Annotated in this window: 22 protein-coding genes and 2 pseudogenes; 16 read left to right on the top strand and 8 right to left on the bottom strand. The window is 63.4% G+C overall.

All coding sequences use genetic code 11. The features are described 5' to 3' along the window. Nucleotides 1-3 precede the first annotated feature (3 nt). On the bottom strand, nucleotides 4-879 hold the full coding sequence (locus tag M1B35_RS15595; RefSeq protein WP_268262439.1) for a LysR family transcriptional regulator: 876 nt from the start codon (nucleotides 877-879) through the stop codon (nucleotides 4-6). 102 nt (nucleotides 880-981) lie between these two features. Here M1B35_RS15595 and M1B35_RS15590 point away from each other — a divergent pair. From M1B35_RS15590 to M1B35_RS15580, 3 genes and pseudogenes are all read left to right on the top strand, one after another. Next, nucleotides 982-1,734 (top strand): annotated as a pseudogene (locus M1B35_RS15590) (NADP-dependent oxidoreductase); the annotation flags it as partial. 213 nt (nucleotides 1,735-1,947) lie between these two features. Then, the gene (locus M1B35_RS15585) at nucleotides 1,948-2,817 is read left to right on the top strand and encodes an NmrA family NAD(P)-binding protein (protein ID WP_123335253.1); all 870 of its coding nucleotides are present in this window, start codon (nucleotides 1,948-1,950) and stop codon (nucleotides 2,815-2,817) included. A 96-nt stretch (nucleotides 2,818-2,913) separates the two neighbouring features. After that, nucleotides 2,914-3,321: a DoxX family protein gene (locus M1B35_RS15580; protein ID WP_123335251.1), complete on the top strand. Its 408-nt coding sequence runs from the start codon at nucleotides 2,914-2,916 to the stop codon at nucleotides 3,319-3,321. A gap of 105 nt (nucleotides 3,322-3,426) precedes the next feature. On the opposite strand, the gene M1B35_RS15575 is transcribed toward M1B35_RS15580, so the two are convergent. The 7 genes from M1B35_RS15575 to M1B35_RS15545 form a co-directional block, all read right to left on the bottom strand. Then, nucleotides 3,427-4,593, bottom strand: coding sequence for an alpha/beta hydrolase (locus tag M1B35_RS15575; RefSeq protein WP_123335249.1), 1,167 nt, complete (start codon nucleotides 4,591-4,593; stop codon nucleotides 3,427-3,429). Nucleotides 4,594-4,768: 175 nt separating this feature from the next. Next, nucleotides 4,769-5,356, bottom strand: coding sequence for a hypothetical protein (locus M1B35_RS15570; RefSeq protein ID WP_123335247.1), 588 nt, complete (start codon nucleotides 5,354-5,356; stop codon nucleotides 4,769-4,771). Between the two features lie 16 nt (nucleotides 5,357-5,372). Continuing rightward, a complete protein-coding gene (locus M1B35_RS15565) occupies nucleotides 5,373-5,984 on the bottom strand; it encodes a hypothetical protein (RefSeq protein WP_123335244.1) in 612 nt (203 codons plus the stop codon). Between the two features lie 106 nt (nucleotides 5,985-6,090). Then, nucleotides 6,091-6,582, bottom strand: coding sequence for a surface-adhesin E family protein (locus M1B35_RS15560; protein ID WP_123335242.1), 492 nt, complete (start codon nucleotides 6,580-6,582; stop codon nucleotides 6,091-6,093). Next, nucleotides 6,579-7,226, bottom strand: coding sequence for a hypothetical protein (locus M1B35_RS15555; RefSeq protein ID WP_268262438.1), 648 nt, complete (start codon nucleotides 7,224-7,226; stop codon nucleotides 6,579-6,581). The genes M1B35_RS15560 and M1B35_RS15555 overlap by 4 nt, the downstream gene beginning before the upstream one ends. A gap of 157 nt (nucleotides 7,227-7,383) precedes the next feature. Then, nucleotides 7,384-8,034, bottom strand: a complete 651-nt coding sequence (locus tag M1B35_RS15550) for a hypothetical protein (RefSeq protein WP_123335238.1) — start codon at nucleotides 8,032-8,034, stop codon at nucleotides 7,384-7,386. A 96-nt stretch (nucleotides 8,035-8,130) separates the two neighbouring features. After that, nucleotides 8,131-8,838 (bottom strand): substrate-binding periplasmic protein, encoded by a 708-nt coding sequence (locus M1B35_RS15545; protein WP_425273416.1) that lies wholly within the window; start codon nucleotides 8,836-8,838, stop codon nucleotides 8,131-8,133. Nucleotides 8,839-9,080: 242 nt separating this feature from the next. Between M1B35_RS15545 and M1B35_RS15540 the strand changes: the two genes are divergently transcribed. From M1B35_RS15540 to M1B35_RS15485, 13 genes and pseudogenes are all read left to right on the top strand, one after another. After that, nucleotides 9,081-9,773: a response regulator transcription factor gene (locus M1B35_RS15540; RefSeq protein ID WP_268262436.1), complete on the top strand. Its 693-nt coding sequence runs from the start codon at nucleotides 9,081-9,083 to the stop codon at nucleotides 9,771-9,773. After that, nucleotides 9,773-11,134, top strand: coding sequence for a HAMP domain-containing sensor histidine kinase (locus tag M1B35_RS15535; RefSeq protein ID WP_268262435.1), 1,362 nt, complete (start codon nucleotides 9,773-9,775; stop codon nucleotides 11,132-11,134). The genes M1B35_RS15540 and M1B35_RS15535 overlap by 1 nt, the downstream gene beginning before the upstream one ends. A 76-nt stretch (nucleotides 11,135-11,210) precedes the next feature. Then, nucleotides 11,211-13,454 carry a TonB-dependent siderophore receptor gene (locus M1B35_RS15530; protein ID WP_268262434.1) on the top strand — a complete coding sequence of 748 codons (2,244 nt, stop codon included), beginning with the start codon at nucleotides 11,211-11,213 and terminating at the stop codon, nucleotides 13,452-13,454. A 20-nt stretch (nucleotides 13,455-13,474) separates the two neighbouring features. Further along, on the top strand, nucleotides 13,475-14,362 hold the full coding sequence (locus M1B35_RS15525) for an alpha/beta hydrolase (RefSeq protein ID WP_123335227.1): 888 nt from the start codon (nucleotides 13,475-13,477) through the stop codon (nucleotides 14,360-14,362). A 247-nt stretch (nucleotides 14,363-14,609) separates the two neighbouring features. Beyond that, nucleotides 14,610-15,608 carry a DMT family transporter gene (locus M1B35_RS15520; RefSeq protein ID WP_123335225.1) on the top strand — a complete coding sequence of 333 codons (999 nt, stop codon included), beginning with the start codon at nucleotides 14,610-14,612 and terminating at the stop codon, nucleotides 15,606-15,608. Between the two features lie 127 nt (nucleotides 15,609-15,735). Then, nucleotides 15,736-16,902: a class C beta-lactamase gene (gene ampC, locus M1B35_RS15515; RefSeq protein WP_268262433.1), complete on the top strand. Its 1,167-nt coding sequence runs from the start codon at nucleotides 15,736-15,738 to the stop codon at nucleotides 16,900-16,902. Nucleotides 16,903-17,122: 220 nt separating this feature from the next. Then, nucleotides 17,123-17,842, top strand: a complete 720-nt coding sequence (gene pcsA, locus M1B35_RS15510; RefSeq protein WP_123335221.1) for a phosphatidylcholine synthase — start codon at nucleotides 17,123-17,125, stop codon at nucleotides 17,840-17,842. 287 nt (nucleotides 17,843-18,129) lie between these two features. Continuing rightward, a pseudogene (locus M1B35_RS32265) lies at nucleotides 18,130-18,915 on the top strand (MCP four helix bundle domain-containing protein); the annotation flags it as partial. Further along, nucleotides 18,907-19,770: a methyl-accepting chemotaxis protein gene (locus M1B35_RS32260; RefSeq protein WP_425273417.1), complete on the top strand. Its 864-nt coding sequence runs from the start codon at nucleotides 18,907-18,909 to the stop codon at nucleotides 19,768-19,770. The pseudogene M1B35_RS32265 and the gene M1B35_RS32260, both read left to right, overlap by 9 nt. Before the next feature lie 141 nt (nucleotides 19,771-19,911). Next, on the top strand, nucleotides 19,912-20,304 hold the full coding sequence (locus M1B35_RS15500) for a VOC family protein (RefSeq protein ID WP_268262431.1): 393 nt from the start codon (nucleotides 19,912-19,914) through the stop codon (nucleotides 20,302-20,304). Between the two features lie 201 nt (nucleotides 20,305-20,505). After that, nucleotides 20,506-21,015: a sigma-70 family RNA polymerase sigma factor gene (locus M1B35_RS15495; RefSeq protein ID WP_268262430.1), complete on the top strand. Its 510-nt coding sequence runs from the start codon at nucleotides 20,506-20,508 to the stop codon at nucleotides 21,013-21,015. A gap of 3 nt (nucleotides 21,016-21,018) precedes the next feature. After that, nucleotides 21,019-21,966, top strand: a complete 948-nt coding sequence (locus M1B35_RS15490) for a FecR domain-containing protein (protein ID WP_268262429.1) — start codon at nucleotides 21,019-21,021, stop codon at nucleotides 21,964-21,966. A 231-nt stretch (nucleotides 21,967-22,197) separates the two neighbouring features. Next, nucleotides 22,198-24,597: a TonB-dependent siderophore receptor gene (locus M1B35_RS15485; protein WP_268262514.1), complete on the top strand. Its 2,400-nt coding sequence runs from the start codon at nucleotides 22,198-22,200 to the stop codon at nucleotides 24,595-24,597. The last annotated feature ends 4 nt before the right edge of the window (nucleotides 24,598-24,601 follow it).

The raw sequence follows: 24,601 nt of genomic DNA, 5'->3' as shown, positions 1-24,601 counted from the left end.
GCCCTACCCCCTCAGCACCAGAGACCCGTCCGGGTACTTCGCGCACATGAAATCGACAAAGGCGCGAACCTTCGGTGCCGTAAGCCGCCGAGACGTGTGCAAGACCCAGAGTTCGGGTTCTACACCCGATACCATGCCCCATTGGACCAACTCGCCACGGGCCAGCTGATGCCATGCGATGGACTGTGGAATGAGGGCAACACCGCCACCGGCGATCGCCGCATCGCGGACCATGAGTAACGAAGAGAACCGTAGCCTGGGAATGGGCTCCAGGACCAAGAGCCCTCCATCGAGGCTCCAGTGGGTGGGCTGAAAACTCGAGGTGACGATGCCTGGAACTGGCCTGATTGCGCCAGGCATTGGCTTGGGTACCTCTGGCGCGGCCACGACCACCAGCCGGTCTTTGGCAAAGCAGCGGCCGACGAGATGGCTGTCTGGGCTGGGGTTGATGCGGATGGCGACGTCAAATTGCTCCTCCACCAGGTCAACCAGACGATCCTCCGCCACCACTTCGATTTCGACCTCCGGGTAGACGGCACAGAACTCGGCTCCAATGCGCCCCATCGCGAGCTGGGAGAACAGGACTGGTGAGGCGACACGCAAACGCCCGCGAGGCGTCGACAGCCCCTCACGGGCCGCCGCCATCGCTTCGATCACCTCTCCCAACGGACCTTCCGTTCGAGCCATCAGCCTTTCGCCCGCTTCGGTGAGCTTCAGGCCGCGGGCGCTGCGCTCGATCAGCCTGACGCCCAGTTGCTCCTCAAGGTCGGCGATGCGACGCGACAAGGTTGCCTTGGATATGCCGCTCGCCCGGCTCGCCTTGCCGAGCCCCTCATTGGTTGCGACAAGCGCGAAGTCGATCAAAGCGTTCAGGTTCATGGTGTTCCACTTTTGAAACGAAGTGTCTGCATTTTGGTGTCTGCGATTTATCTGCGCAACAGCCTATCTTCTCGTCATCGGAACTCGGTACGAGGAACTGCAATGAGCACTCTGCAACGCGCTATATGGGTCCTGGCCTACGGTGATGCCAACGCCGCGACAGTGGCCGAGATCGAAAAGCAGGAACCCGGGCAAGGCCAGGTTCTGGTTCGAGTTCGAGCCGCGGGCGTAAACGGCATCGATTGGAAGGTCCGCGAAGGCCATGTGCGACATGCTTTCCCACTGCCGTTGCCAATAGTGTTGGGCGCCGAAATGGCAGGCGTTGTCGACGCGGTGGGCCCCGGCACCTCTCGCTTTCGTGTGGGCGATCGTGTCATGGGGGCGGTGGGCGGGCTGGGCGCCTACGCCGACTTCTTGACCGTCAGTGAACAGAGCCTCTCCCTGACGCCTGACAACCTCGATGACGTCCATGCTGCCGCTGTTCCCGTCGCCGCCGTGGCGGCCTGGAAGAGCCTCCATCATGCGGGGCCGGTTCATCCAGGCCAGCGCATCCTTATTCACGGCGCGGCAGGCGGGCTCGGCGCCTACGCCGTGCAATACGCCAAGCGGGCCGCCGCCGAGGTCTTCGCCACTGCGGGCACAGCGGACCTGGGTTATGTGCGCAGCCTCGGCGCGGATCATGTCATCGACTATCAATCCCAACGGTTCGAGGACGTCGTCCAGGACATCGACCTGGTGCTCGACTACGTCGGGGGTGAGGTCCTGGATCGCTCGTGGCAGGTGCTGTCGGAAGACGGCGTCATTGTCGGCACGTCATCACCCGACATTCTGGCGCGCACGCCAGCGAATCGCCGAGGGCTGTGGTTCATGAACAACCCGATCCCGAACTTCTGGCTGCGCTGGCAAAGGAAATCGCCAACGGCACGCTGCGGTCCAGGATCGGCGAGGTGGTTGGCTTCGCAGACATCCCCCAGGCGATTGAACGCAATCGCACCGTTTCCGGGACTGGAAAAGTCGTGGCGGACTTCGCTCGCTGATCCCCCCCTCCATCACTGCAGGAGATTCAAAATGAGCATTCTCGTTACCGGTGCCACGGGCACCATTGGTTCACTCATCACTCAGGGCCTGGCTGCTGCGGGCGCCGAGGTCAAAGCGCTTGTGCGCCAAGCGGGTAAGCGCGACTTCCCGGCTGGCGTCACTGAAGTGGTGGCAGACCTCACCGATGTACCGTCGATGCGCGCTGCGCTGTCTTCGGTACGGACGCTGTTTCTGCTCAACGCTGTTACGCCCGATGAGGTGACGCAAGCCCTCATCACGCTGAACCTTGCTCGCGAGGTCGGCATCGAGCGCCTGGTTTACCTGTCGGTAATTCATGCCGACAAGTTCACTAATGTTCCGCACTTCACCGGCAAGCACACCGTTGAACGGATGATCGAAAGTTTTAACATCCCCGCCACTATTCTGCGGCCCGCCTACTTCATGCAAAACGACCTCATGGTCCAACAGACGATCCAGAACTACGCGGTGTACCCGATGCCAATCGGCGCGGCCGGCGTCTCGATGATCGATGCGCGCGACATTGCCGATGTCGCCGTGGCAGAACTGCTGCGACGCGACACGGCGCCTTCTGCTCTCGAACGTGTGACGCTGGAGTTGGTTGGGCCACAAGCACTGACGGGGGCATCCGTGGCAACGACGTGGGGTTCAGCCCTGGGTCGCGAGATGGCTTACGGTGGTGACGATGTGGCGGCCTTTGAAGGGCGGCTGGCGGCGTACGGTTCCACGTGGCTGGCTTATGACATGCGGCTGATGATGGCGGGTATCCAGACGTTCGGCATGCAAGCAGCTGAAGGCACCGTGGACCGGCTTGAGGCCATCATTGGGCACCCGCTGCGCACCTATGAAGACTTCGTCCGTGAGGCCATTGCGGGCGTTTAAACAGTCAGGGCTGAGGGGCTTGATCCTTGGCCTGTGCGCTCCCCCTTACTAACGCTGCACTCGTTGGGCGCTGAGCCCTCCAAAGAGAACACGACGATGAGCCACCAAGCGTCCACCGCGTCGAACACCCCGAGCAGAGCTTTAAAGTACACATCCCTCGGATTACGTCTGGTTGCTGCGGCAGCATTCCTGGCCGCTGGCGGTGCCAAGCTGGCTGGCGTGCCCATGATGGTCGAAGTCTTCGAACATATTGGCGTGGGCCAGTGGTTCTGTAGCGTGACGGGGCTGATCGAAGTTACCGCCGCTATCGCCCTGCTGATCCCCGTTAGCGCTGGGCTGGCGGGTCTGCTGCTCGCGATCACCATGGGTTTTGCGACCTTCACCCACCTGGTGGTTATTGGCGGTAGTCCCGTGCCCGCCATCATGCTGCTACTGATCACGTCGAGCATCGCCTGGCTCCACCGCGCAGGCATTTTGAACCTTCTCCGTCCTACACGCGCCTGACGTAACGGGAGTCGAAACCACGAGCACCGCCACAACCCACCTGGGTACACGCGAGAAACGGTCGTTCATGGCCCTGCTCCCCATCGACGTCAGTGGCTGCTACGGCTAAGGCGTAAAGCGCCAATACACCCCGTTCCCATCAGTGACCTGGGAAAGTTTTTGCCGCTGCCCTGGGCGTTTGCCGGTGTTGATGATGTTGTAGATGTCGTAGATCAGCGTGGTCGAATCGCCGTAGTACGAGTGGCTGAGAAAGTCGGTCTTGACCAGGCTGGCGTCGACCGTATCGATGCCGGGCGCCACCATCAGGTTGTCGGATACAAAGCCCGCGCGGGGGTATTTGTGAAAGGTCTTGGAGGCCAGCAACGCCCAGTCCTTATCCGAGACATACAGGGTCACCGGCCATTTGGCGGGGGTGATGCCGGGGACGATTTCATCGGCAAAGACATCGGAATCGATATCCGGCGCCGCCAGGATGACTTCCTTGATTTTCCCCCTGAGCTGCGGGTGCTGCATGTTCAGGGTCACCAGGCTACTGGCCACGGCGCGATTGCCCATGCTGTGGGCGATCAGGTAGACCTTCTTCACACTGGGCTTTTTCAGGTAGTCCACCAGGAACGCGTAAAACTTGGTCTTGGCCGCCTCGATCGCCGCTTCATCCGGCACGTACTCTTGGGGCTTGCCCGCCGAGGGCCAGCTATAGAACGCCGGCACCCCTTTAAAATCGAGATCGTAGGCCATCTGCGCAGTGCGCTTGGCGGCGTCTTCAAACGTCACGTTGTAGCCGTGCACATAGATGAAACTGGAGCCGTTTTCTTTCAGGCGATGGCTGATCAGTTGATCGAACTCGGCCTTGGCCACCACGCCCCCGCCGAGGATGGCAATATGTTTATCCGGGTTCTCGGACCACTCGAGCTTGAACCAGGACGGCGATTCGATCACCCCGGTCTTGTGGTCGAACGGAATCTTCACATGGCAGTAGCCGTACACCAGCAATTTGCCGCGCTTTTGGCCCAGCGCATCAACGCAGCCTGTGTCGGAAAGCACGTTACGGTTAGTGGCAAAGAACACCGTGACGATCCCGGTCATCTTGTCGACGAACGCATTGCGCGCCGGGTCGGACACCTTGGGCAGAGTACCGGTCGCCGCGCCTTCGACAGAGGGCTGTCGGTACGGGTCATAAGCGCCCTCGTCCCCCAGGTCTCTGCCGGCACTGCCACACGCGCTCAAAAGAGCCAGCGCGGCCAACAACACTATGCGCACGATCGCATCCATTCGTATCGATTCCTGGGGTTCAAGCAGCGGGAAAACAGGCCGCAGATTTAATCGAAATCAGCCCTGGGTGTCCAATCCGCATCCACCCCATCGCCCGATTCACGCCCATAAAAAACGCCGCTTGCCCGTCAGGCCAAGCGGCGTTTCAACGGCAGCAGTGCCGCTCGCGTCGCGTTTACAACAGGCGACGCTGCACGGCTTCTTCCAGGGTGCTGCGGGCCAGTTCCTGGACCACGTCGCGGGTGTCTTGCTGGAAGGGAATCGCCACGATCAGCAGCAATTGCATCCAGGTGCGCACCGATTCGCTTTTACGGATGCGCCCCACTTCCTGACCGTCCTTGTCTTTGAACACGGTTTCCAGGGTGAAGGTGTTTTTCGCCGTGGACGGAATGATAAAGAAGGTCGCGCCCGTGATGATCGCCGAGGCCATGCTGAACTGTTCGTTGTTGTACAGGGTGGCTTCGGCATAGAGGTCCGATTCGACCTTGTCGGTGCTGACCCGGGTAAAGCGCCCGGACTCACGGAACGCCTCGGCCACCGCGGTTTCCCAGGCCGCGGCCGGGGCGCCAGCGGCGGCGTTGGCCGGCCCACCGTTGACCTGGAACATCGCGGTGGTGCGCACAAAGGCGCTGGGCTTTTGCGCTGGCGCTTCGGCGGTTGGCGGCCAGGCCTTGACCGGGGGCAGTTCGTGTTGCGAGTAGGACGCGCAGCCCGTCAGCAGAACGGCCGCGAGCACCAGGGCATGTTTGATTGAACCCAACATAGATTGCTCCTTGAACTTAGTGTTTTGGCAAACGCGCCGTGGCGGTATCGAGCAACTGCGACACCAGTTCATTCAGTTGCTTGGCGCCCTGGGTGGGTGCCCAGTATTCACGGCCATAGAGACCGACGTTACGCTCGAACTTGACCTGCTCCTGGGCACTGGCCAGCTCTTTGCCGTCGCGGTCGACAACCACCAGGTTGCCTGCCAGGTCGAAGGTGTCGACGTAGATCGGGCCGTTGACCCAGATCCAGATCGTCAGGGTTAGCAACGCCCCGGGCACGTAGCCAGGGTGCGGCGCGCGATGGCCCTTGAGGGAGGTCATGTTGAACTTGAGCACCACGTCGTTCTCGCCGAGGCGCGTCGGGTATTCACTGACCTGATTGAAGTAGGCGCCGGTCTTCACGTACTGGTTGAGCTGCGTGGTGAGCGAGCGGCTGATGGCCGTGCGGGTGGCTTCGTCGATGCCGGGGGCGGATACCACCACATCGGCCAGTTGCGCGGTGCGCGGGCTGCTGATCGGGGCCGGGTGTAGCGGAGCGCCAAGCGGGCCGGTGACGTTATAGGAAACACAGCCGGTCATCGACAGCGTGGCCATGAGGGCTGCGGCCTTGAGCAAGGTTTTCAACACAAAACATCCTTATTAATGAGCAAACAACATCAAGGTCCCGACCCAAGGGTCGGTGACTTCAGGAAAAGCTCGGGGGTCATGGCTTGGCCGCACAGCGGCCACGCCGTTAATGGGCAGGGTCTTTGGACGGTGGCGCCTTGAGCCGTGCCGCATCGATGCCGCACGCCAGATTGCGCAGCTCACCCAGCAGCGATTGCCGGGGGAACGGGGTCCATTGCGCCACGTCTTCCTTGCGCATGACTTCCACACCCTTGGCAAAGGGCTCGGAGAAATACACCCGACCGAATTGCGCCGACTCGTCCCGCTCACAGTTGATCACCCGGGTTGCACGGGAGCTGTAGATCGGTGGTTTGCCACCGCTCAACTGAGTGGGCTTGCCGTAGTTGTTGACCAGGTAGAACTGCCGCAACTGCGGGTTGTTCTGGTAAAGGGCCAAGGAGTCGCCGGCAAAATAAGTGGCCAGCTCCGGGGTTGCCAGCACCGTGAACATGTTGGCGGGCGGGGTCGGCTGTACCTGCGGCGGGGTAGAGGTCTGCGCAGCGTCGTGAGTGCAACCGCCCAACACAATGACGGCGCTCAAGCACCAGGCCCGATTCATTGGCCAGCCCTCTGGGTCATGTCCGGCCGCTCCTGATGCAGCAACCGCGCATCGACACTGCCCTGCAGCGAGCAGAGCAAGCGGGTCTTGCCGTCTTCGATGCTGAGCATAAGGATTTTTTCCGCCGAGCCGGGCGCCGGAGCGATGCCTGAGGCCGCCGCCGGGTTGTCTTGCCACGGTGACTCGGCATTCAACTTGATCTGCGGCCTGGAAATAAAGTACTCGCCGGCCTCCTGCCAACCCGCCTGGGGCAACGCGGCCATGACCGCCTCGCGACTGGCGTCGACTTCAAAGCCCCAGAAGTAATAGGTGCCCTGCTCGCCCAAATCAAAGACCCGGTCGTAATAAGCGGTCAGCCGCAGGCCCTTGTCATCGAGGGGCTTGGAGAAATATTGCAGGGCGGTTTCGGTCTTGCGACGGTCAGCCACCGGCACCCAGGCCAGGCCACGCTGTTCATCCTGGGCCAGCTTCACCACGCGCCCCAGTTCGCCGCGTTGTTCGTACAAGGTCTTGAAGAACGCCGGTTGGCATTGAGTCAGGCTGTCGCTCAGGTTCGCCGCCAGCGAGTGGCCGGCACACAGGCTCAGCAGCAGCACCATCAGCGGCTTTGCCGAGGGGCGAAAAAACGTGCGGGTCAATTCCATGGTCTGGAGCCTCCTGATGAAAAAAAGACCCGACTCTAAACACCAGACGCCCTTGGCACAAATCAGGGTGTGGACATCGAGCCTGTTTCCGCCCTGACAGCCACCCACTCCCCGTCGCGACTTTTACCCGATTCGCCCAGCAGCACAGGACCTGCGCTCACTCCCCTCTCACCTGCTTGAGCCAATTCCAGAAAGGGTCATCCGACTCCCGATCATCCATGCTCACGGTCGTGGGAACGATGTCCGCTGCCCGCGCCGGAATACTCAATCCAAGTGTCTGTTCGACGTGAGCGCGAAACAGACGGGGCGGCGGTGGATAGTCGCCATCGCCGTACTCCTCCTCTCGGACCTCATCAGGTGTTTGCTGAAATTGCTCAGGCCAGCAGAGTTCGTCGTAACCGATGGCCAGCAGGCGCAGCAGGTCCTCCATGTTGCGCGTCAGCACACAGAGCATCACCGACCCGGAGCCCGAGCCCAGGTGGACCATGCGCTGCTGCCCCTGGTCATCTCGCCACAGCCCCGCCCATGAACCGTCCCCGCCGGTGCGTAGGAATATCACCAGTCGCCGGTTAACCTCGGGGTCCTTACTGGCGGTCCACACAGCGGTGTCGGCCGGCTCCGGCACATGGAAGCTGGTGGTCGCGATATCGCTGTATTCCGGTTCCGGGTGCAGGGTCATGTAGCGCCCGCCATCGCGGCGGGTGCGCACGCAGCCCTGCTCTTCCAGCAACACGAGGGCCTGGCGCAGCAGCGGCGGCAACGGATTAGCCGCCGGGAAGGCGGCCGTTATCTCATCGGTAAAGGTCATGGCTTACCTGATTCGGGTCTGCGATGGCGAATGGTAAAGGGGATCAGCACCCACCGGCCATCCCACAAAAAGCCTGGGGGTTGGCCTGGGCATTGATTACTGGGCGGGGCGGTCGTAACGCTCCTGAATGCGCTTCAACTCGCCCGACTGGCGCATTTGCTCCAGGGCCTTGGCCCAGCTGGCTACCAGCTCGTCGTCGCAGTCGAGGCTGAAGGCGATGTGCAGCGACGAACGATAAAGCTCGACGGGAATCTGCCGCAAAGTGCCGGGGGCGATGTTCAACTGGCGGCTGTAGTAAGCCACCCCCGCCGCGGTGTCGCCGACGATGATGTCGGTGCGCCCGGCGAGCAGCATCCGATACAACTGCAAGCTCTCGGTGGCGGTTTTTTCAAGGTTGTTGAAGCCCTGCGACTGCAACGTGCGGGGGATCAGCCCAGCATGTCGGGTGGTGATACGGGGGGCGAGCATCAGTTGCTCCAAGGAGTTCACCGGCTGCTGGGTATTGGCTCGCTGATAGGGGTAGATGGACTCGTCCACAATCGGTCCGACCCACTTGTACAAGGGTTCGCGCTCCGCGTTACGGAACAGGGAATACATGATGGTCTTGGGCCGGGTTTGCAGAATGCGAGCAGCTCGCATGCTGGGCAGCAGCAGCAACTCGAAGTCATCCCCGGTCAGCGCCATGATGCCCCGCACAATCTCCGTGGACATACCGGTGAGCTGGTTGTTCTCGCGGTAGTTGTACGGCGCCCACTCTTCAGTGACGACCTGATAGGGCTCGGCCCTGACGGGAGCACCCAGCATTAGCCAAAGTAACGCGGCAACAAGGACTGAATGTTTCAAATGGTCTGCCTGGTGGGCTGTGCAGTGAGCAGGGCGAGCCTGATGAAAAAAGGCAAGCGCAGTATAGACCCCGGCACAGGTCAAACGCCGGGCGCGGTTATGTAAACCATCAACAGGACCGCTGATAGATGCAATTGCACACGGGCCCCCGATTCGTGCATCATCCGCAAATGTTAAACATTCTCATTTAAGCCCTTTCCCCCATGACTCCCCATCTCCTGCTGGTCGAAGACGACGCGCGGCTGCGTCACGACCTGGACCTGCACTTTCGTCAACGCGGCTTTGCCGTGACCGCTTGCGCCAGCGGCACCCAAGGGCTGGACGCCGCGCAGGCCGGGCATTTTGACCTGGTGCTGCTGGACATCATGCTGCCCGGCATGGACGGCCTGTCGTTGCTGGAACGCCTGGGGGGCGAACAGAGCCCGCCGGTGATGCTGATGTCGGCCCTGGGGGCCGAGCAGGACCGCATCACCGGGTTTACCCGGGGCGCCGACGACTACCTGCCCAAACCCTTCAGCCTGGCCGAACTGGATGCCCGGGCCGATGCCTTGTTGCGGCGCATGGCGCGGGCCCAGCGCCCGGCGCCAGAGGCCGGGAACCTGGCCCTGCAGTTCGATGACCAGGCCCAGGACGTGTTCAGCCACGGCCAGCCGGCCGGGCTCACCGGTTCGGAATATCGCTTGCTGACGACCCTGCGCGAACACCCCGGGGAGCCCCTGAGCAAGCCCTTCCTCTATCAGCAGGTGCTGCACCGCATCTACACCCGCCTCGACCGGGGCCTGGATGTGCATGTGTGCAACTTGCGACGCAAACTGGCGGCCATCGGCGTGCAGCGCTTGCAGATCCAGGCCGTGCGCGGCCAGGGGTACATTCTGCTGGACACGGAGCCGGCCTGATGCGGCGTCACCCGTTGCTGTGGAAACTGGCACTGGTGCAGATCAGCTTCTGCCTGTTGCTGACCTGGATCATCTGGATCTGGGGCTTGTCGGCGGAGCGCCGCACCTATTTTCTCGACCCCGCCGACCGCCTGTTCCTGGCCCGCTATGCCCAGCAGGCAGAAGACCTGTGGCAGGCCCGGGACGCCCAGGCGATGGAGGCTTTCCGTCAGCAGTTGGCCCAGGACCAAGGCACCTGGGTGGCGGTGATCGGACCACGCCTGGAAAGCCTGGGGACTGCGCCGCTGACGGCCGAGGAGTACAGCCACCTGACGTACATGCGCAAGCTGGACTGGCCGATGAGCCGACGCCTACAAGATGAATTGCCTTACGTCAGCATTCCATTCCCTGAGCACCCGGAGCAGGGCCAACTGGTCATGCAATTGCCCGAGCGCCTGTTGCCCGGCGGCCTCACGCCCTGGACCCATGTGCTCAGCCACGGGGTCATGCCAACCCTGCTCGCTGCCCTCCTTGGCCTGGTGCTGTACCGCCATCTTGTCGTCCCCCTGAATCGCCTGCGTGACCGCGCCGACGCCTTGCGCGCCGATGACCTGGAGAGCGACGGCCTGGCCACGCCCCTGGTCAAGCGCCCCGACGAACTGGGGGAACTGGCCCTGGCCTTCGAACACATGGCCGAGCGCCTGCGCCAGAGCCTGGGTCAGCAGCGCCTGTTATTGCGCACCTTGTCCCACGAACTGCGCACGCCCCTGGCGCGGCTGCGCATCGCCCATGACAGCGCCCTGCCGCCGGAGCAGATGCGTCAGCGCCTGGACCGGGAAATCAACGACATGCAGCGCCTGCTGGAAGACACCCTGGACCTGGCCTGGCTCGACACCGAACGCCCGCAGTTGCCCACCGAACCGGTGCTGGTGCTGTCGATCTGGGAAGCCCTGCGCGAAGACGCCTGCTTTGAAAGCGGCTGGGACCCCACGCGCCTGCCCTGCCTGCTGGACACCGACTGCTGCGTGCAGGTGCACCTGGACAGCCTGGCCCAGGCCCTGGAAAACCTGCTGCGCAACGCCATCCGCTATTCCCCGCCCGAGGGCCGGGTCCGCCTGCGCGGCTGGCGCGAAGGCGACGCGTGGCACCTGTGCCTGGAAGACCAGGGCCCCGGCGTGGCGGAGGAGGATCTGCAACGGATCTTCCTGCCCTACCAGCGCCTGGAATCGTCCGCTGGTGAAGGTTTCGGCCTGGGCCTGGCGATTGCCCGGCGGGCGGTAGAGTTGCAACAGGGGCGCTTGTGGGCCAGCAACGGCCAGCCCGGGCTGTGCATGCACCTGCTGTTGCCCGCCGCCGACGCCGAGAAGTGTTTAGAAAGTTAATGCGCTTTACTCGCAAATAACAGTCATTATCATTCGTGATCTTCCTGTTTCAGGCTGATTGCCCGGAGATCACCCCATGTCCCTCGCCACCCTGCGCCCCTGGGCGCCTTTACTGCTGTCCAGCTGCTGCCTGCTGTCCCAGGCTGTGCAGGCCGCCAGCGAAGACACCGTCGCCCCGCCGGCCCTGGAATTGCCGACCCAGAACGTGGTCGCCACAGCCAAGGAAGAAACCAAGCAGGCCCCCGGGGTGTCGGTAATCACCGCCGAAGACCTCAAGAAACGCCCACCGGCCAACGACCTGTCGCAGATCATCCGCACCATGCCCGGGGTCAACCTCACCGGTAACTCCACCAGCGGCCAGCGCGGCAACAACCGACAGATCGATATCCGTGGCATGGGCCCGGAAAACACCCTGATCCTGGTGGACGGCAAGCCGGTGGGCAGCCGCAACTCAGTGCGCTACGGCTGGCGCGGCGAACGCGACAGCCGTGGCGACACCAACTGGGTGCCGGCCGATCAAGTGGAGCGCATCGAAGTTATCCGTGGCCCGGCGGCGGCCCGCTATGGCAACGGCGCGGCCGGCGGCGTCATCAACATCGTCACCAAGCAGGCCGGTACGCAAACCCACGGCAATGCCACGGTGTACCAGTCCTTCCCCCAGCACGGCAGCGAAGGCGCCACCAAGCGCATGAGCTTCGGCCTCAATGGCCCGCTGACCGACAGCCTCAGCTACCGGGTCTACGGCAATGTGGCCAAGACCGATGAAGACGACGCCGACATCAACGCTGGCCACGAGTCGACCCGCATCGGCAACCAGGCCGGCACCCTGCCCGCCGGCCGCGAGGGGGTGCGCAACAAGGACCTCAACGGCCTGCTCAGTTGGCACCTGACCCCGGAACAGACCCTGGACCTCGAGGCAGGCTTCAGCCGCCAGGGCAACCTGTACACCGGCGACACCCAGAACACCAACAGCAATGCCACGGTTAAAAAACTGCTGGGCCACGAAACCAATCGCACCTACCGGGAAAACGTTTCCGTGACCCATCGCGGCGAGTGGGACTTCAGCAGTTCCCTGGCGTACCTGCAATACGAAAAGACCCGCAACAGTCGCATCAACGAAGGCCTGGCCGGCGGCACCGAAGGCATCTTCAGCGACAGCAATTTCTACACCGCCGTGCTGCGCGACCTGACCGCCCACGGCGAGGTCAATCTGCCGCTGCACGCCGGGGTCGACCAGACCCTGACCCTGGGCAGCGAGTGGGTGCAGCAGAAGCTCGACGACCCCAGCGCCAACACCCAGGCCACCACCGAAGGCGGCAGCGTCAGCGGCCTGACCAGCAGCAACCGCAGCACCGACTCGGCGGCGCAGATCTTCTCGCTGTTCGCCGAGGACAACATCGAGTTGCTGCCCGGCACCATGCTCACCCCCGGCCTGCGCTTCGATCACCACAGCGTGGTGGGCGACAACTGGAGCCCGTCGCTGAACCTGTCCCAGGCCCTGAGCGACAGCCTGACCCTCAAGGCGGGCATCGCCCGGGCCTACAAGGCGCCAAACCTCTACCAACTCAACCCCGACTACCTGCTCTACAGCCGTGGCCAGGGCTGCTACGGGCAGACCACCAGTTGCTACCTGCAAGGCAACGCCGACCTCAAGGCCGAAACCAGCGTCAACAAGGAACTGGGCCTGGAGTACAAGGCCAACGGCCTGGTGGCGGGCCTGACGTACTTCCGCAACGACTACAAGAACAAAGTGGAATCGGGCCTGAGCTCGGTGGGCAGCGCCAGCGGCGGCACCGGCAGTTTCGCCAACGCCGCCGTCTACCAGTGGGAAAACGTGCCCAAGGCCCTGGTCGAAGGCCTGGAAGGCACCCTGACCCTGCCCCTGGCCGAGCAACTGACCTGGAACAACAACTTCACCTACATGCTGCAATCGAAAAACAAACAGACCGGCGACTACCTCTCGGTGACCCCGCGCTACACCCTCAACTCGATGCTCGACTGGCAGGCCACCCAGGACCTGTCCCTGCAACTGAGCGTGGCCTGGTACGGCAAACAGACGCCGAAGAAGTACGACTACCACGGCGACCCGGTGACCGGCAGCGCCACCCAACAACTGTCTCCTTACGCTATTGCCGGTTTCAGCGGCACCTACGCCCTGACCCGCCATCTGAGCCTGACCGCCGGCGTCGACAACCTGCTGGACAAACGCCTGTACCGCGAGGGCAATGCCCAGGGCGTGAACAATATCGCCGGCGCTGGCGCGGCCACCTACAACGAGCCGGGGCGTACCCTGTACACCAGCCTCAGCGCATCGTTCTAAGCCGCAGACGGGAGCCGCTGATGAGACCTTCGACCTTGACCCTGGCCCTGAGCCTGGCCCTGGCAGTCACGGGCCTGAATGCCCAGGCCCAACCGGCGCCGGAGCAGACCATGGACCGCCAACTGCTGGAACGCCAGGACCTGCCCTACCGCTTCAGCAGCCTGCTGGTGGATTCCGCCGACGGCAGGCGCCACTACCAACTGTGGATCGGCCGCCCACGCGGTGCGGCCCCGGCGGCGGGTTACCCGGTGCTGTGGATGCTCGATGGCAACGCTGCCATCGGCGCCCTGGATGCAGAGCAATTGAAAAGCCTGCCCGCCGACCGCGCACCGCTGCTGGTGGCGGTGGGTTACCAAAGCCCGCTGCGCATCGAGCGCGACGCTCGGACCCTGGACTACACGCCCCAGCGCCCGGGCCTGGCGGAGCAAAAAGACCCGCTGACCGGACAACCCAGCGGCGGCGCCGAGGCTTTCCTCGATCTGCTGCGCGAACGCCTGCAACCGGCGGTGGCCGCCCAGGCCCCCATCGACCGTCGGCAGCAAAGCCTCTGGGGCCATTCCTATGGCGGCCTGCTGGTGCTGCATGCGTTGTTCAGCCGGCCCGGGGAATTTGCCCACTACGCGGCGGCCAGCCCGTCGTTGTGGTGGGGCGACGGCGCGATCTTGGCCGAAGCCCACAACCTGCCCGACCAGCCGGCACAATTGCTGCTGATGCGCGGCAGCGCTGAGCCGGCCAGCCCCCGAGGGCCGCAGACCCAGCCGGCAGACGCCCAGGCTCGGCAACTGCTCGCCCAATTGGCCCAGGCACCGAAGCTGCAGTTGGATTACCACAGCTTCGACGGCCTGAGCCACGGCGAGACCCTGGCCGCCTCGTTGCGCTATGTGCTGCAAAGCCTGTACGCGCGCTGACTCACGCCACGTCATACGACCTCCAACAGAAAGCCGGCTTCGGTCGGCACCTGCTGAACAGGCTTTATCCATCAATAAAAATTGATACAAAACAATAACTTAATCTAAACACCCTCCTTCCAAAGCAGACAGCAACTTGCTCCACCTCGATGAATAGGCTACAAATTCCGCCCTAGTTGTACGACAACATAATAAAATCACCCCGGCACCGGCCTCGCGCTGATGCCTTGCTTTGGAAAAACCTGCCATGACCCGCCACACCGCGCCTGCCAACGCCCCGCCCGCCTATTCCCGCCCCATTGCCGTGTTGATCCTGCTGTGCATGGGCTGTGCCTTTGCCGGTAACCATGTGGCCGCCCGGGTGGCGTTCGACGATGGCGCCGGGGTGTTACTGGCGATTCTGCTGCGTTCCGGCGGCACCTTGCTGGTGCTCGCCGGCCTGGTGCTCTGGCAACGCCAGAGCCTGCGCCTGGCCCAGGGTGCCTGGCGCTGGCAGTTGCTGTTGGGCTTGCTGATTACCGCCCAGAGCCTGTGCCTGTACTCGGCAGTGGCGCGGGTACCGGTGGCGGTGGCGCTGCTGGTGGCCAATGTGTTTCCGATCCTCCTGGCGCTGCTGACCTGGGCCTTGGGCGGTGCAAGGCCCACGGCGCGCAACGCCGGGCTGATGCTGATGATTTTGCTGGGGCTGGGCCTGGTGCTGGATGTGCCCGGGCGCCTGGCCAGTGCACACAGCGTGGGCGCCGACTGGTGGCTGGGGGTGGGGTTGGCCTTCTGCGCCGCCAGCGTGTTTGCCTGCGCCCTGTGGATTACCGACCACCGCCTGTCCCAGGTACGCGGTTCGGTGCGCAGCCTGCTGACCATTTTTATCGTGTTCACCAGCGTCAACTTTGCCGGGCTGGCTGGCGCCCTGCCCGGTGGCCTCGACCTGCCGGCCAGCCCTAGCGGTTGGCTGGCCCTGGCCACCTTGGTGCTGCTCTACGGCTTTGCCTTTATCGTGCTGTTTATCTCGGTGCCGCGCCTGGACATGCCGCGCAACGCCCCGGTGATGAACATCGAACCCCTGGCCACTCTGCTGATGGGCTGGCTGGTGCTGGACCAGATGCTCGGCGCCGGGCAGATCCTCGGAGGCGCCGTGGTGGTCAGCGGCATCGTGCTGTTGACCTGGCGCCGCCACGAAGGCCCACGGGCCCAACCGCTGAACAGCGAACGCGGCGCAACGAGCGTTAGCCAGCAGGCCAAACCCTAGTCGCCGCCCGGGCGTCCGCCATGGCGCCCGATGCATTCCACGGTGTTTCCCGGGGCGGCTGCGCGTTATGCTCCCGGGCCGGGCAGCCTGCCGTTACGCTGCCACCACCTTAGGGAAACCGTGGATCATGACCCGACAACACCTGAGCCGACTGGGGCTTCTTGGCGCTTGTGCCCTGTGCTTCAGCGCCAGCGCCGCAGCGACCGAGACCGACCTCAAGCACCTGGTGGACAGCACCATCCAACCCTTGATGCAGGCCCAGGGCATTGCCGGCATGGCAGTGGCGGTCAGCGTCAACGGCCAGGTGCAGTTCTTCAACTACGGCGTGGCCAGCACCGCGGACGGCCAGGCCGTCAGCCAAGACACCCTGTTCGAAGTGGGCTCGGTGAGCAAAACCTTCACCGCCACCCTCGGCGCCTACGCCCAGGCCCAAGGCAAACTGCAACTGGGCGACACCGCCAGTCAGTACCTGCCAGCCCTGCGCGGCAGCGCCCTGGACCACGTCAGCCTGCTGCAATTGGCGACCTACAGCGCCGGCGGCCTGCCCTTGCAGTTCCCCGACGGAGTCCAAGGCGCAGACCAGACCCTGGAATACTTCAACACCTGGAAACCGCGCTTCGACCCAGGCCTCAAGCGCCTGTATTCCAACCCCAGCATCGGCCTGTTCGGCTACCTGGCGGCGCGCAGCCTGGGGCAGCCGTTCGACAGCCTGATGAACCAGACCCTGCTGCCCAAACTGGGCCTGCGCCACACCTACCTCAAGGTGCCCGAAGCCCAGAGGGGGCTTTATGCACAGGGTTACGGCAAAGACGGCCAGCCTGTGCGCGTCGGCCCGGGCCCACTGGATGACGAGGCCTACGGCATCAAGACCAGCGCCGCCGACCTGATCCACTTTGTCGACGCCAACCTGCAACCCAAACACCTGGAGCCAGCCCTGCAACAGGCGATTGCCCTGACCCACCAGGGCTATTACCAGGTGGGCGACATGACCCAGGGCCTGGGCTGGGAAACCTACACCTACCCCATCAGCCTGGAACGGCTGGTGGCGGGTAATTCTTCGACGATGGCCCTTGAACCCCAAGCCATCACCTGGCTCAAGCCGCCCCAACCGCCCAAGGGCCAGGTGCTGTTGAACAAAACCGGCTCCACCAACGGCTTTGGCGCCTACGTGGTGTATGTCCCGAGCCAGCGTCTGGGCCTGGTGCTACTGGCCAACAAGAACTACCCGAATGCCGAACGGGTCAAGGCGGCCTACCGCATTCTCAGCACGCTGGACAGCGCGCCGGTGCCCTAGACCCGGCGTAATCCCTCTCGTCGAGCGCCCCTGGCCGGCTCCGTCACACGCGGTGGCCGGCCTTCAAAGCCGCACGCAAACCAAAGCAAAAACGCCCATTTATCACTAAACTGCGGTGAACCTTATCCCCGCCCGTTCGGTCGATAGATGCAACCCGGCCAGGGTTGCCGGCAGCCCTTTTGCCCGGCCCCCGGCACGCTTTAATTTCTGGAGAACGCCCGTGATATCGACTGTGCATCTGGCCCAAATCAAAGCCTGGGGCGCCCACGGGTTCACCGCCACTGGCGTGGTCACCGCGTTCCTCGCCACCCTGGCGCTGTTCGAGAACCAACCCCAGGCGTGCCTGATGTGGCTCGGCGTGGCCTTGATCGTCGATGGGGTGGACGGCACCCTGGCGCGCAAGGTCAACACCCAATCGGTACTGCCCAATATCGACGGCTCAGTGCTGGACCTGGTCATCGACTACCTGACCTACGTGTTCATTCCCGCGCTGTTTATCTACCGTTACATCGACCTGCCGGACTACACCCACTTGCTGGCGGTGTCGCTGATCCTGGTGTCATCGTTGTTCTGTTTCTGCAACGTCAACATGAAAAGCAAAGACAACTACTTCCAGGGCTTTCCCGCCGCCTGGAACGTGGTTGCCCTGTGCCTGTACATCATCGACCCGCCGTCCTGGGTCACCCTGTTGAGCATCATTGGCCTGGCCCTGCTGACCCTGTCGCGCATGAAGTTCCTGCACCCGTTTCGCGTACGGCGCTTTATGCCGATCAACATCACCGTGACCTTTGTCTGGCTGCTGTGCAGCCTGCTGCTGGTGCTCAGCCATCCGGCCAACAACCCGACGGTGATGCTGGTGTGGCTGGCGATGTCCGCGTACTTCCTGGGCATCTGCATCTGGCGCACCGCCCTGGAATGGCTGGGGCGCTTGCGGACCTGATTGACCAGAACGCAACTTTACGGCGTCTTAGTTACAAGTAAGCGGATATAAAGTTTGAAACGACCGTACTAATTCAATGTATTGCCCACAACGTTCATTCGCTATCAATAATCATTAAAAGCCTGCTACCAACGCGGTGGCGGGCCTTTGATCGAACCGGTCATCTGTTTAATTAAAATAGTCCGGGCATTGACTCATAGAACCTCAACATCGGCCGATAGTTACTTCGATCAATGGCAAGCCGATGGCTGGACCCGATCCAACTTCCCCTCTATGAGTAGTTCCTCATGACCTGGTTTCTCGACCTTCGTCTCGCCGTAAAACTGTCCCTGGCTTTTATCTTGTGCGCCGTTATCACCCTGGTGATTGGCCTGATCGGCATGAACGGCAACAGCCGCCTGGGGGACATGCTCTCATCGGTGTTCAGCAACAACGTTGTGTCCATCAACAAGGTCAACGAATCCCTGCAGCAGATGGTCTATCACAACCGTGACCTGTACCAACTGCTGTCACAAGTCGCCAACAACGCCCCGGACGCCGATCGCGCGGCCACCCTGCAGTCGCTGGCGGCCCGCAAGGCGTCGGTGGACAAAGCCTTTGCCGAGTACCGCGCCACACCGTTGCGCGATGACGAGCGCCTGCTGGGTGACAAGTTCAGCAGCGACTGGCCGGCCTACATCAAGAGCGCCGAGCAATTCATCGGCACGTTGAACTCCGGTGATTTGCCTCGGGCCCGGGTCATGCTGACCAGCGAGGTGCGCACCAGCTTCGCCCCCGCCGAACAGGAAATGCGCGGCATCATCGCCTCCAACAACGACCAGGCCAATGAGCTGGGCGCTGACGGTAAAAGCCTGATCGACAGCCTGAAACTGACCATGATCATCGGCATGCTGATCGCCTTCGGCTTGGCCGTCGGTATGGGCTCGCTGATCACCCGGCTGATCACCCGGCCCCTGGCCTATGCCGTGGAAGCCGCCGGCCGCGTGGCCAACGGCGACCTGACCCGGCAGATAAACCCCGGCAGCCGCGACGAAACCGGCCAGTTGCTGAGCTCCCTGGGCGACATGCAGAACAGCCTGCGTGACACCCTGCAAAGCATTTCCAGCGCCTCGGACCAACTGGCATCGGCCGCCGAAGAACTGAGCGTGGTCACCGATGAAAGCACCCGCGGCCTGACCCAGCAGAACGGTGAAATCCAGCAGGCCGCCACCGCCGTCAACGAAATGACCGCAGCGGTGGACGAAGTGGCGCGCAATGCCGTGTCCACCGCGGAAATTTCCCAGAGTACCAACCGCGATGCCGTGGCCGGCCAGGGCAAAGTGCGTGAAGCGGTGCAGGCTATCGAAAGCATGGTGGTGGAAATCGACGCCTCCAGTACCCAGGTCCAGGCGCTGGCCACTCAGACCCAGGAAATCAGCAAGGTCCTGGACGTGATCCGGGCCATTGCCGAGCAGACCAACCTGCTGGCCCTCAACGCCGCCATCGAAGCCGCTCGCGCCGGTGAGCAAGGCCGTGGTTTTGCCGTGGTCGCCGATGAAGTGCGGGCCCTGGCCCATCGCACCCAGACCTCGACCGTTGAAATCGAAGGCATGATCAACACTGCCCAGGCCAGCGCCACCTCGGTGGTCGGCACCATGAGCCGCAGCCAGACCCAGGCCGACAGCACCCGTGCCCTGGCCCAGGCAGCCGGTGCCGCGCTGGTGTCGATCACCGAAGGCGTGGCGCAGATCACCGAGCGCAACCTGGTGATCGCCAGCGCCTCCGAAGAACAGGCCCAAGTGGCTCGCGAAGTGGACCGCAACCTGGTGAACATCCAGGGCCTGTCCGCCCAGACCGCGACCGGCGCCCAACAGACCAGCGCCTCGAGCCATGAGCTGTCGCGCCTGGCCGTGTCGTTCAACACCCTGGTGGCCAAGTTCAAGCTGTAAGGCCGCAATGACGGTAAGGCCTGCCGCCCTGGCAGGCCTTGCACAGCAGACACGCCGGCGATGGGCTGAGAGCCAGCAGTCGATCAACGCCCGGACAGTCTGCTAGGGTGCCTGACAGCCTCCACGCTCAGGAACACCCCTATGTTTTCCCATGTATTCATCGGCGTTAACGACTTCGACCAGGCCCTGGCCTTCTATCAGCCCCTGGTGACGCTGTTGGGCCTTGAAGCCAAATTCATCGACCCGCAGCACCCTTGGGCCGGCTGGCAATCACCCGGGCAAGCGCGCCCGCTGTTGGTGATTGGCCGCCCCTTCGATGACCAACCCGCCTGCGCCGGCAACGGCCAGATGATCGCCCTGCTGGCCCCGGATCGCACCACGGTCGACCGCGCCCACGCCCTGGCCCTGAGCCTCGGCGGCCAATGCGAAGGCGCCCCGGGCCTGCGCCCGCACTACCACGCGAATTACTACGGCACCTACTTCCGCGACCCCGAGGGCAACAAGCTGTGCCTGTGCTGCCACGATCCGCAGTGATGGCTGGCGGGGCCTGATCAACCGGTTCGGCATCGAATCCCTGGGGTTGGCCTCGTGCCTGGCCATGGCCCAGCGGCGGCGTCGGTTGCTCGAAAACTGACAATCGCCACCGTAAAGCACCGCCAAAGGTGGCTTGCCAAAGCATTGCGCCTGCAAGAAAATGAGATGCATTATCAAATGCCTCTCCGGGTTTCCCCTCGCATGTCCACCATCGATCACTCCCCGCAACACCACGTGCAGAGCCTCTACGAGGACCATCACTCCTGGCTGTGCGGCTGGCTGCGCAAGAAACTCGGGTGTGTGGACAACGCCGCCGACTTGGCCCAGGACACCTTCGTCCGGGTCCTGAGCAAGCGCAAAGACATTGAACTGCGAGAGCCGCGGGCCTACTTGAGCACCATCGCCCGCAGCCTGATGATCGACCTGTTCCGTCGCCGAGACCTGGAACAGGCCTACCTGGAAACCCTCGCCGCCCTGCCTGAGCCTACGGCCATTTCCCCCGAAACCCGCGCGCTGATCATCGAGACGCTGATGGAAATCGACACCCTGCTCGATGGCTTGGGCACCCGTACCCGGGAGGTGTTCCTGATGACCCAGCTCGACGGCCTGAGCCATGTGGAGATCGGCCGACGCCTGCAGATTTCGGTCAACACCGTGAAGAAACATGCGGTGCGAGCCCTGACCCATTGCCTGCTGCTGGTGGAGGACTGAAGCATGGCCCAGCCCCTGGACCACGCCACCCTGGAAGCCGCCGCACGTTGGTACGTCGACCTCTACCAGGAGGCGCCGGGCACAGCGCTGCACGAAGCCCATCGGCAATGGCTGGAGCACGACCTGCGTCATCGCCAGGCCTGGGAGCGCCTGGCCCGTTTGCAGGACAAGCTGGAGCGGGTTGCACCGGGCATCGCCCGTTCAACCTTGAACGGCGCCCGGGCCAAACGCCGCGAGGTGCTGAAAGTGCTGTCGCTGCTCTTGGCCGGCAGCGCGCTCAGCACCCTGGCCTGGCGCACCACGCCGCTGCCCAGCCTGGTGGCCGACCAACGCACCGCCACCGGCGAACGGCGACGCGTGCGCCTGGACGACGGTAGCCAGTTGCAGCTCAACACCGCCACCGCCGTCAACGTGCGCTACAGCAGCCAGTTACGCGAACTGCAATTACTGCGTGGGGAGATCCTCGTCGAAACCGCCCAGGACCCGCTGGCTCGGCCGTTTATCGTGCACACGGAGGCCGGCAGCATCCGCGCCCTGGGCACCCGTTTCCTGGTGCGCAGCGACGCGGGCCGGACCCTGGTCAGCGTGCAGCAACATGCCGTGCAAGTGCGCGCCCACGCCCAGCCGGACGCGCCCCTGCGCGTGGACGCTGGGCAGCAATTGAGTTTTGTCGGCAACGCCCTCGGCACCGTGCAAGCCGCCAACCCCCAGGCCGATGCCTGGACCCGGGGCATGCTGGTGGTCAGCGACTGGAGCCTGGGGCAACTGCTCAGCGAGTTGCAGCGCTACCACCCAGGCCACCTGGGCTTCACTGAGGACGTAGCCCGGCTGCGCATCTCCGGGGCCTTTCAACTGGACGACACCGACCAATTGCTGGACAACCTGAGCACCACGCTGCCGGTGCGCATTCGTCGTTTCAGCCGTTACTGGACCCGGGTCGAGGCCGGCTAACACCGCGATACGAGCCGTTATCATTTATTTTTTCAACAGGGGTTGGTGTTTCAGATTCTCGTCCGGCAAGGAAGGTAGCGGCGCATCAGACGCCATGACTGCCAACGGACCCAAGGAACCCGCATGTACCCTCGCACGCCCAGCAATGCCTCGCCCCTGTTCCCACGCAAGACACTGACCGCTGCCTGCGCCCTCGCCTCAAGCCGAGCCCTGCACTGCGCACTGCTGAGCATGACGCTTGCCGCGCCCCTGGCCACGCTGGTCATGGTTCCCCATGCCTGGGCCCAGACTGAAACAGAGCTGGAATTCGCGATTGCCCCCGGTTCCCTGGAAGCGGCCCTGGCCCAGTTCGCCGCCACCGCGGGGGTCAGCCTGTCGTTCGAGCCTGCCGCCGCACAAGGCTGGCAATCGGCCGGGCTGCATGGGCGCTACAGCGCCGAGTCGGCGTTGCAGCAGTTGCTCAAGGGCAGTGCCTTGCAGGCCGTACGCCAGGCCAATGGCAGTTATTCCCTGCTGCCGATTCCCCAGGGCACTGACAGCCTGCAACTGGGCGTGACCAGTATCTCCGGAAAGACCCCGGAGTCAGCCTGGGGCGCGGTGGACGGTTATGTGGCCAGCCGCAGCGCCACTGGGACCAAGACCGACACCCCGCTGCTGGAAATCCCACAGACCATCAACGTGGTCACCGCCGACCAGGTGCAGACCCAGGGCGCGCGCAACCTGACCCAGGCCCTGCGCTACACCCCCGGGCTCGACGTCACCGGCTTCACCGACCGCAACAACATCGCCGACGAGATCACCAGCCGGGGTTTCGCCCCAACCCCTCTGTACCTCGACGGCGCCTACCTGCCCTATGCCGGCAGCCTGGGCGGCGCCCCGCAGATCGACCCCTACACCCTGGAACGCATTGAAGTGCTCAAGGGCCCGGCGTCGGTGCTGTACGGCCAGAACCAGCCCGGCGGGCTGATCAACATGGTGTCCAAGCGCCCCACCCATGAGCCGCGTCACCAGGTCAAGCTCGGCGTGGGTAGCTACAACCGGGTTAACGGGGCGTTCGACAGCAGCGGCCCCTTGGACGAACAGAAACAATTTTCCTATCGGCTGGTGGGCGTGAGCAAAAAAGGCAACGACCAACTGGACCACACCAACAGCCAGCGCATGCTGCTGGCGCCCAGCCTGACCTGGTCCCCGAGCGATGCCACGGAGCTGACGCTGTACGCGCAGATCCAGCGCGATGACGGCTTGGCCGACTACCAGGCACTGCCGGCCATCGGCACCCTGACCCGTGCCTCCAACGGCAAGAAAATCGATCGCGACCTGTTCCTCGGCGACTCCAACTACAACGACTACAAACGCGACCAGTACGTGCTCGGCTATGACTTCAGCCAGGCCTTTTCCGAGGACCTGAAGTTCCGCCAGAGCGCTCGCTACATCGATGTCCACGACCGCTACCGAGGCTTCTACCTGTACAACTTCGTCAGCGCCGCCGGGGTGGTGGATGACACCCAGGCCACCCGCACAAAACTCGACTGGCAACAACACAACAGCACCTACACCCTGGACAACAACCTGGAATACCGCTTCGCCACCGGCGCTCTGGAACACACCGCTCTGGTGGGCCTGGAACACCGCAACTTCAACCGCAAATACACCGGCTACAACGCCAGTAACGTGCTGCCGATCAACCTGTACGGTGCCAACAACAACTACGACACCCGCAACGTGACCCCGCAGTTGACCACCCGTTGGGACAACACCGTGAGCCAGACCGGCCTGTACCTGCAGGACCAGATCAAGCTCGACCCATGGGTGCTGACCCTCGGCGGGCGCCAGGACTGGGCCAAAGTGGAAAACAAGGACCTGCTGGCCCACAGCGTCACCGAGCAGAACGACCAGAAGTTCACCGGCCGCGTGGGCCTGACCTACGTTACGGACTTCGGCTTGGCACCCTACGTCAGTTACTCCCAGTCGTTCCTGCCGGTGGTGGGCACCAGCGCCCCGCAACGCGGCGGCCAGGCCTTCGAACCGTCCGAGGGCGAGCAATATGAAGTGGGGGTGAAATATCAGCCGTTCGACAACACCCTGATGACCGCCTCGGTGTTCCAGATCAAGCAGACCAAGATGCGCACCGGCGACCTGCTCTATCCGGAATATGAACTGCAACAAGCCGAAGTGCGTTCGCGGGGGGTGGAACTGGAAATCAAATCCAGCATCGACAACATCGATGTGCTGGCGGCAGCCACCTACATCGACTCCTTCTACACCAAGAGCAACTACTCCGAGGAAGGCAGCCGCAGCGAGGCACAGGCACCCGTCTCGGCCAGCCTGTGGAGCAACTACCACTTCACCCAAGCAGCGCTCAACGGCCTGACCCTGGGCCTGGGGGCACGCTACACCGGAAAGAAACCCGGGGATGCTGACAACACCTTCACCGTGCCGTCGTTCGTGGTCTTCGACTCCACCGTCAGCTACGACCTGGGCAAACTCAGCCCGAGCCTGCGAGGCCTGCAAGGCAGCCTGAACGTGCAGAACCTGTTTGACCGGGAGTATGTGTCGTCGTGCAACTACCGCTTCGGCTGTTACTACGGACAGGAGCGCGTGGCGTCCATGGAAATGACCTACGACTGGTAAGCCA

The organism is Pseudomonas morbosilactucae (assembly GCF_023241665.1).
Lineage (GTDB): Bacteria > Pseudomonadota > Gammaproteobacteria > Pseudomonadales > Pseudomonadaceae > Aquipseudomonas > Aquipseudomonas morbosilactucae.
This window is presented reverse-complemented; position numbering and strand designations above follow the sequence as displayed.

Coding starts and splice junctions, on each gene's coding strand:
- M1B35_RS15535 (WP_268262435.1), top strand. CDS start 9,773: ATGCGGCGTCACCCGTTGCTGTGGAAACTGGCACTGGTGCAGATCAGC.
- M1B35_RS15550 (WP_123335238.1), bottom strand. CDS start 8,034: ATGACCTTTACCGATGAGATAACGGCCGCCTTCCCGGCGGCTAATCCG.
- M1B35_RS15495 (WP_268262430.1), top strand. CDS start 20,506: ATGTCCACCATCGATCACTCCCCGCAACACCACGTGCAGAGCCTCTAC.
- M1B35_RS15540 (WP_268262436.1), top strand. CDS start 9,081: ATGACTCCCCATCTCCTGCTGGTCGAAGACGACGCGCGGCTGCGTCAC.
- M1B35_RS15530 (WP_268262434.1), top strand. CDS start 11,211: ATGTCCCTCGCCACCCTGCGCCCCTGGGCGCCTTTACTGCTGTCCAGC.
- M1B35_RS15545 (WP_425273416.1), bottom strand. CDS start 8,838: ATGCTGGGTGCTCCCGTCAGGGCCGAGCCCTATCAGGTCGTCACTGAA.
- M1B35_RS15485 (WP_268262514.1), top strand. CDS start 22,198: ATGACGCTTGCCGCGCCCCTGGCCACGCTGGTCATGGTTCCCCATGCC.
- M1B35_RS15490 (WP_268262429.1), top strand. CDS start 21,019: ATGGCCCAGCCCCTGGACCACGCCACCCTGGAAGCCGCCGCACGTTGG.
- M1B35_RS15555 (WP_268262438.1), bottom strand. CDS start 7,226: ATGGAATTGACCCGCACGTTTTTTCGCCCCTCGGCAAAGCCGCTGATG.
- M1B35_RS15575 (WP_123335249.1), bottom strand. CDS start 4,593: ATGGATGCGATCGTGCGCATAGTGTTGTTGGCCGCGCTGGCTCTTTTG.
- M1B35_RS15500 (WP_268262431.1), top strand. CDS start 19,912: ATGTTTTCCCATGTATTCATCGGCGTTAACGACTTCGACCAGGCCCTG.
- M1B35_RS15595 (WP_268262439.1), bottom strand. CDS start 879: ATGAACCTGAACGCTTTGATCGACTTCGCGCTTGTCGCAACCAATGAG.
- M1B35_RS15525 (WP_123335227.1), top strand. CDS start 13,475: ATGAGACCTTCGACCTTGACCCTGGCCCTGAGCCTGGCCCTGGCAGTC.
- M1B35_RS15520 (WP_123335225.1), top strand. CDS start 14,610: ATGACCCGCCACACCGCGCCTGCCAACGCCCCGCCCGCCTATTCCCGC.
- M1B35_RS15585 (WP_123335253.1), top strand. CDS start 1,948: ATGAGCATTCTCGTTACCGGTGCCACGGGCACCATTGGTTCACTCATC.
- M1B35_RS15580 (WP_123335251.1), top strand. CDS start 2,914: ATGAGCCACCAAGCGTCCACCGCGTCGAACACCCCGAGCAGAGCTTTA.
- M1B35_RS32260 (WP_425273417.1), top strand. CDS start 18,907: ATGCAGAACAGCCTGCGTGACACCCTGCAAAGCATTTCCAGCGCCTCG.
- M1B35_RS15570 (WP_123335247.1), bottom strand. CDS start 5,356: ATGTTGGGTTCAATCAAACATGCCCTGGTGCTCGCGGCCGTTCTGCTG.
- ampC (WP_268262433.1), top strand. CDS start 15,736: ATGACCCGACAACACCTGAGCCGACTGGGGCTTCTTGGCGCTTGTGCC.
- M1B35_RS15560 (WP_123335242.1), bottom strand. CDS start 6,582: ATGAATCGGGCCTGGTGCTTGAGCGCCGTCATTGTGTTGGGCGGTTGC.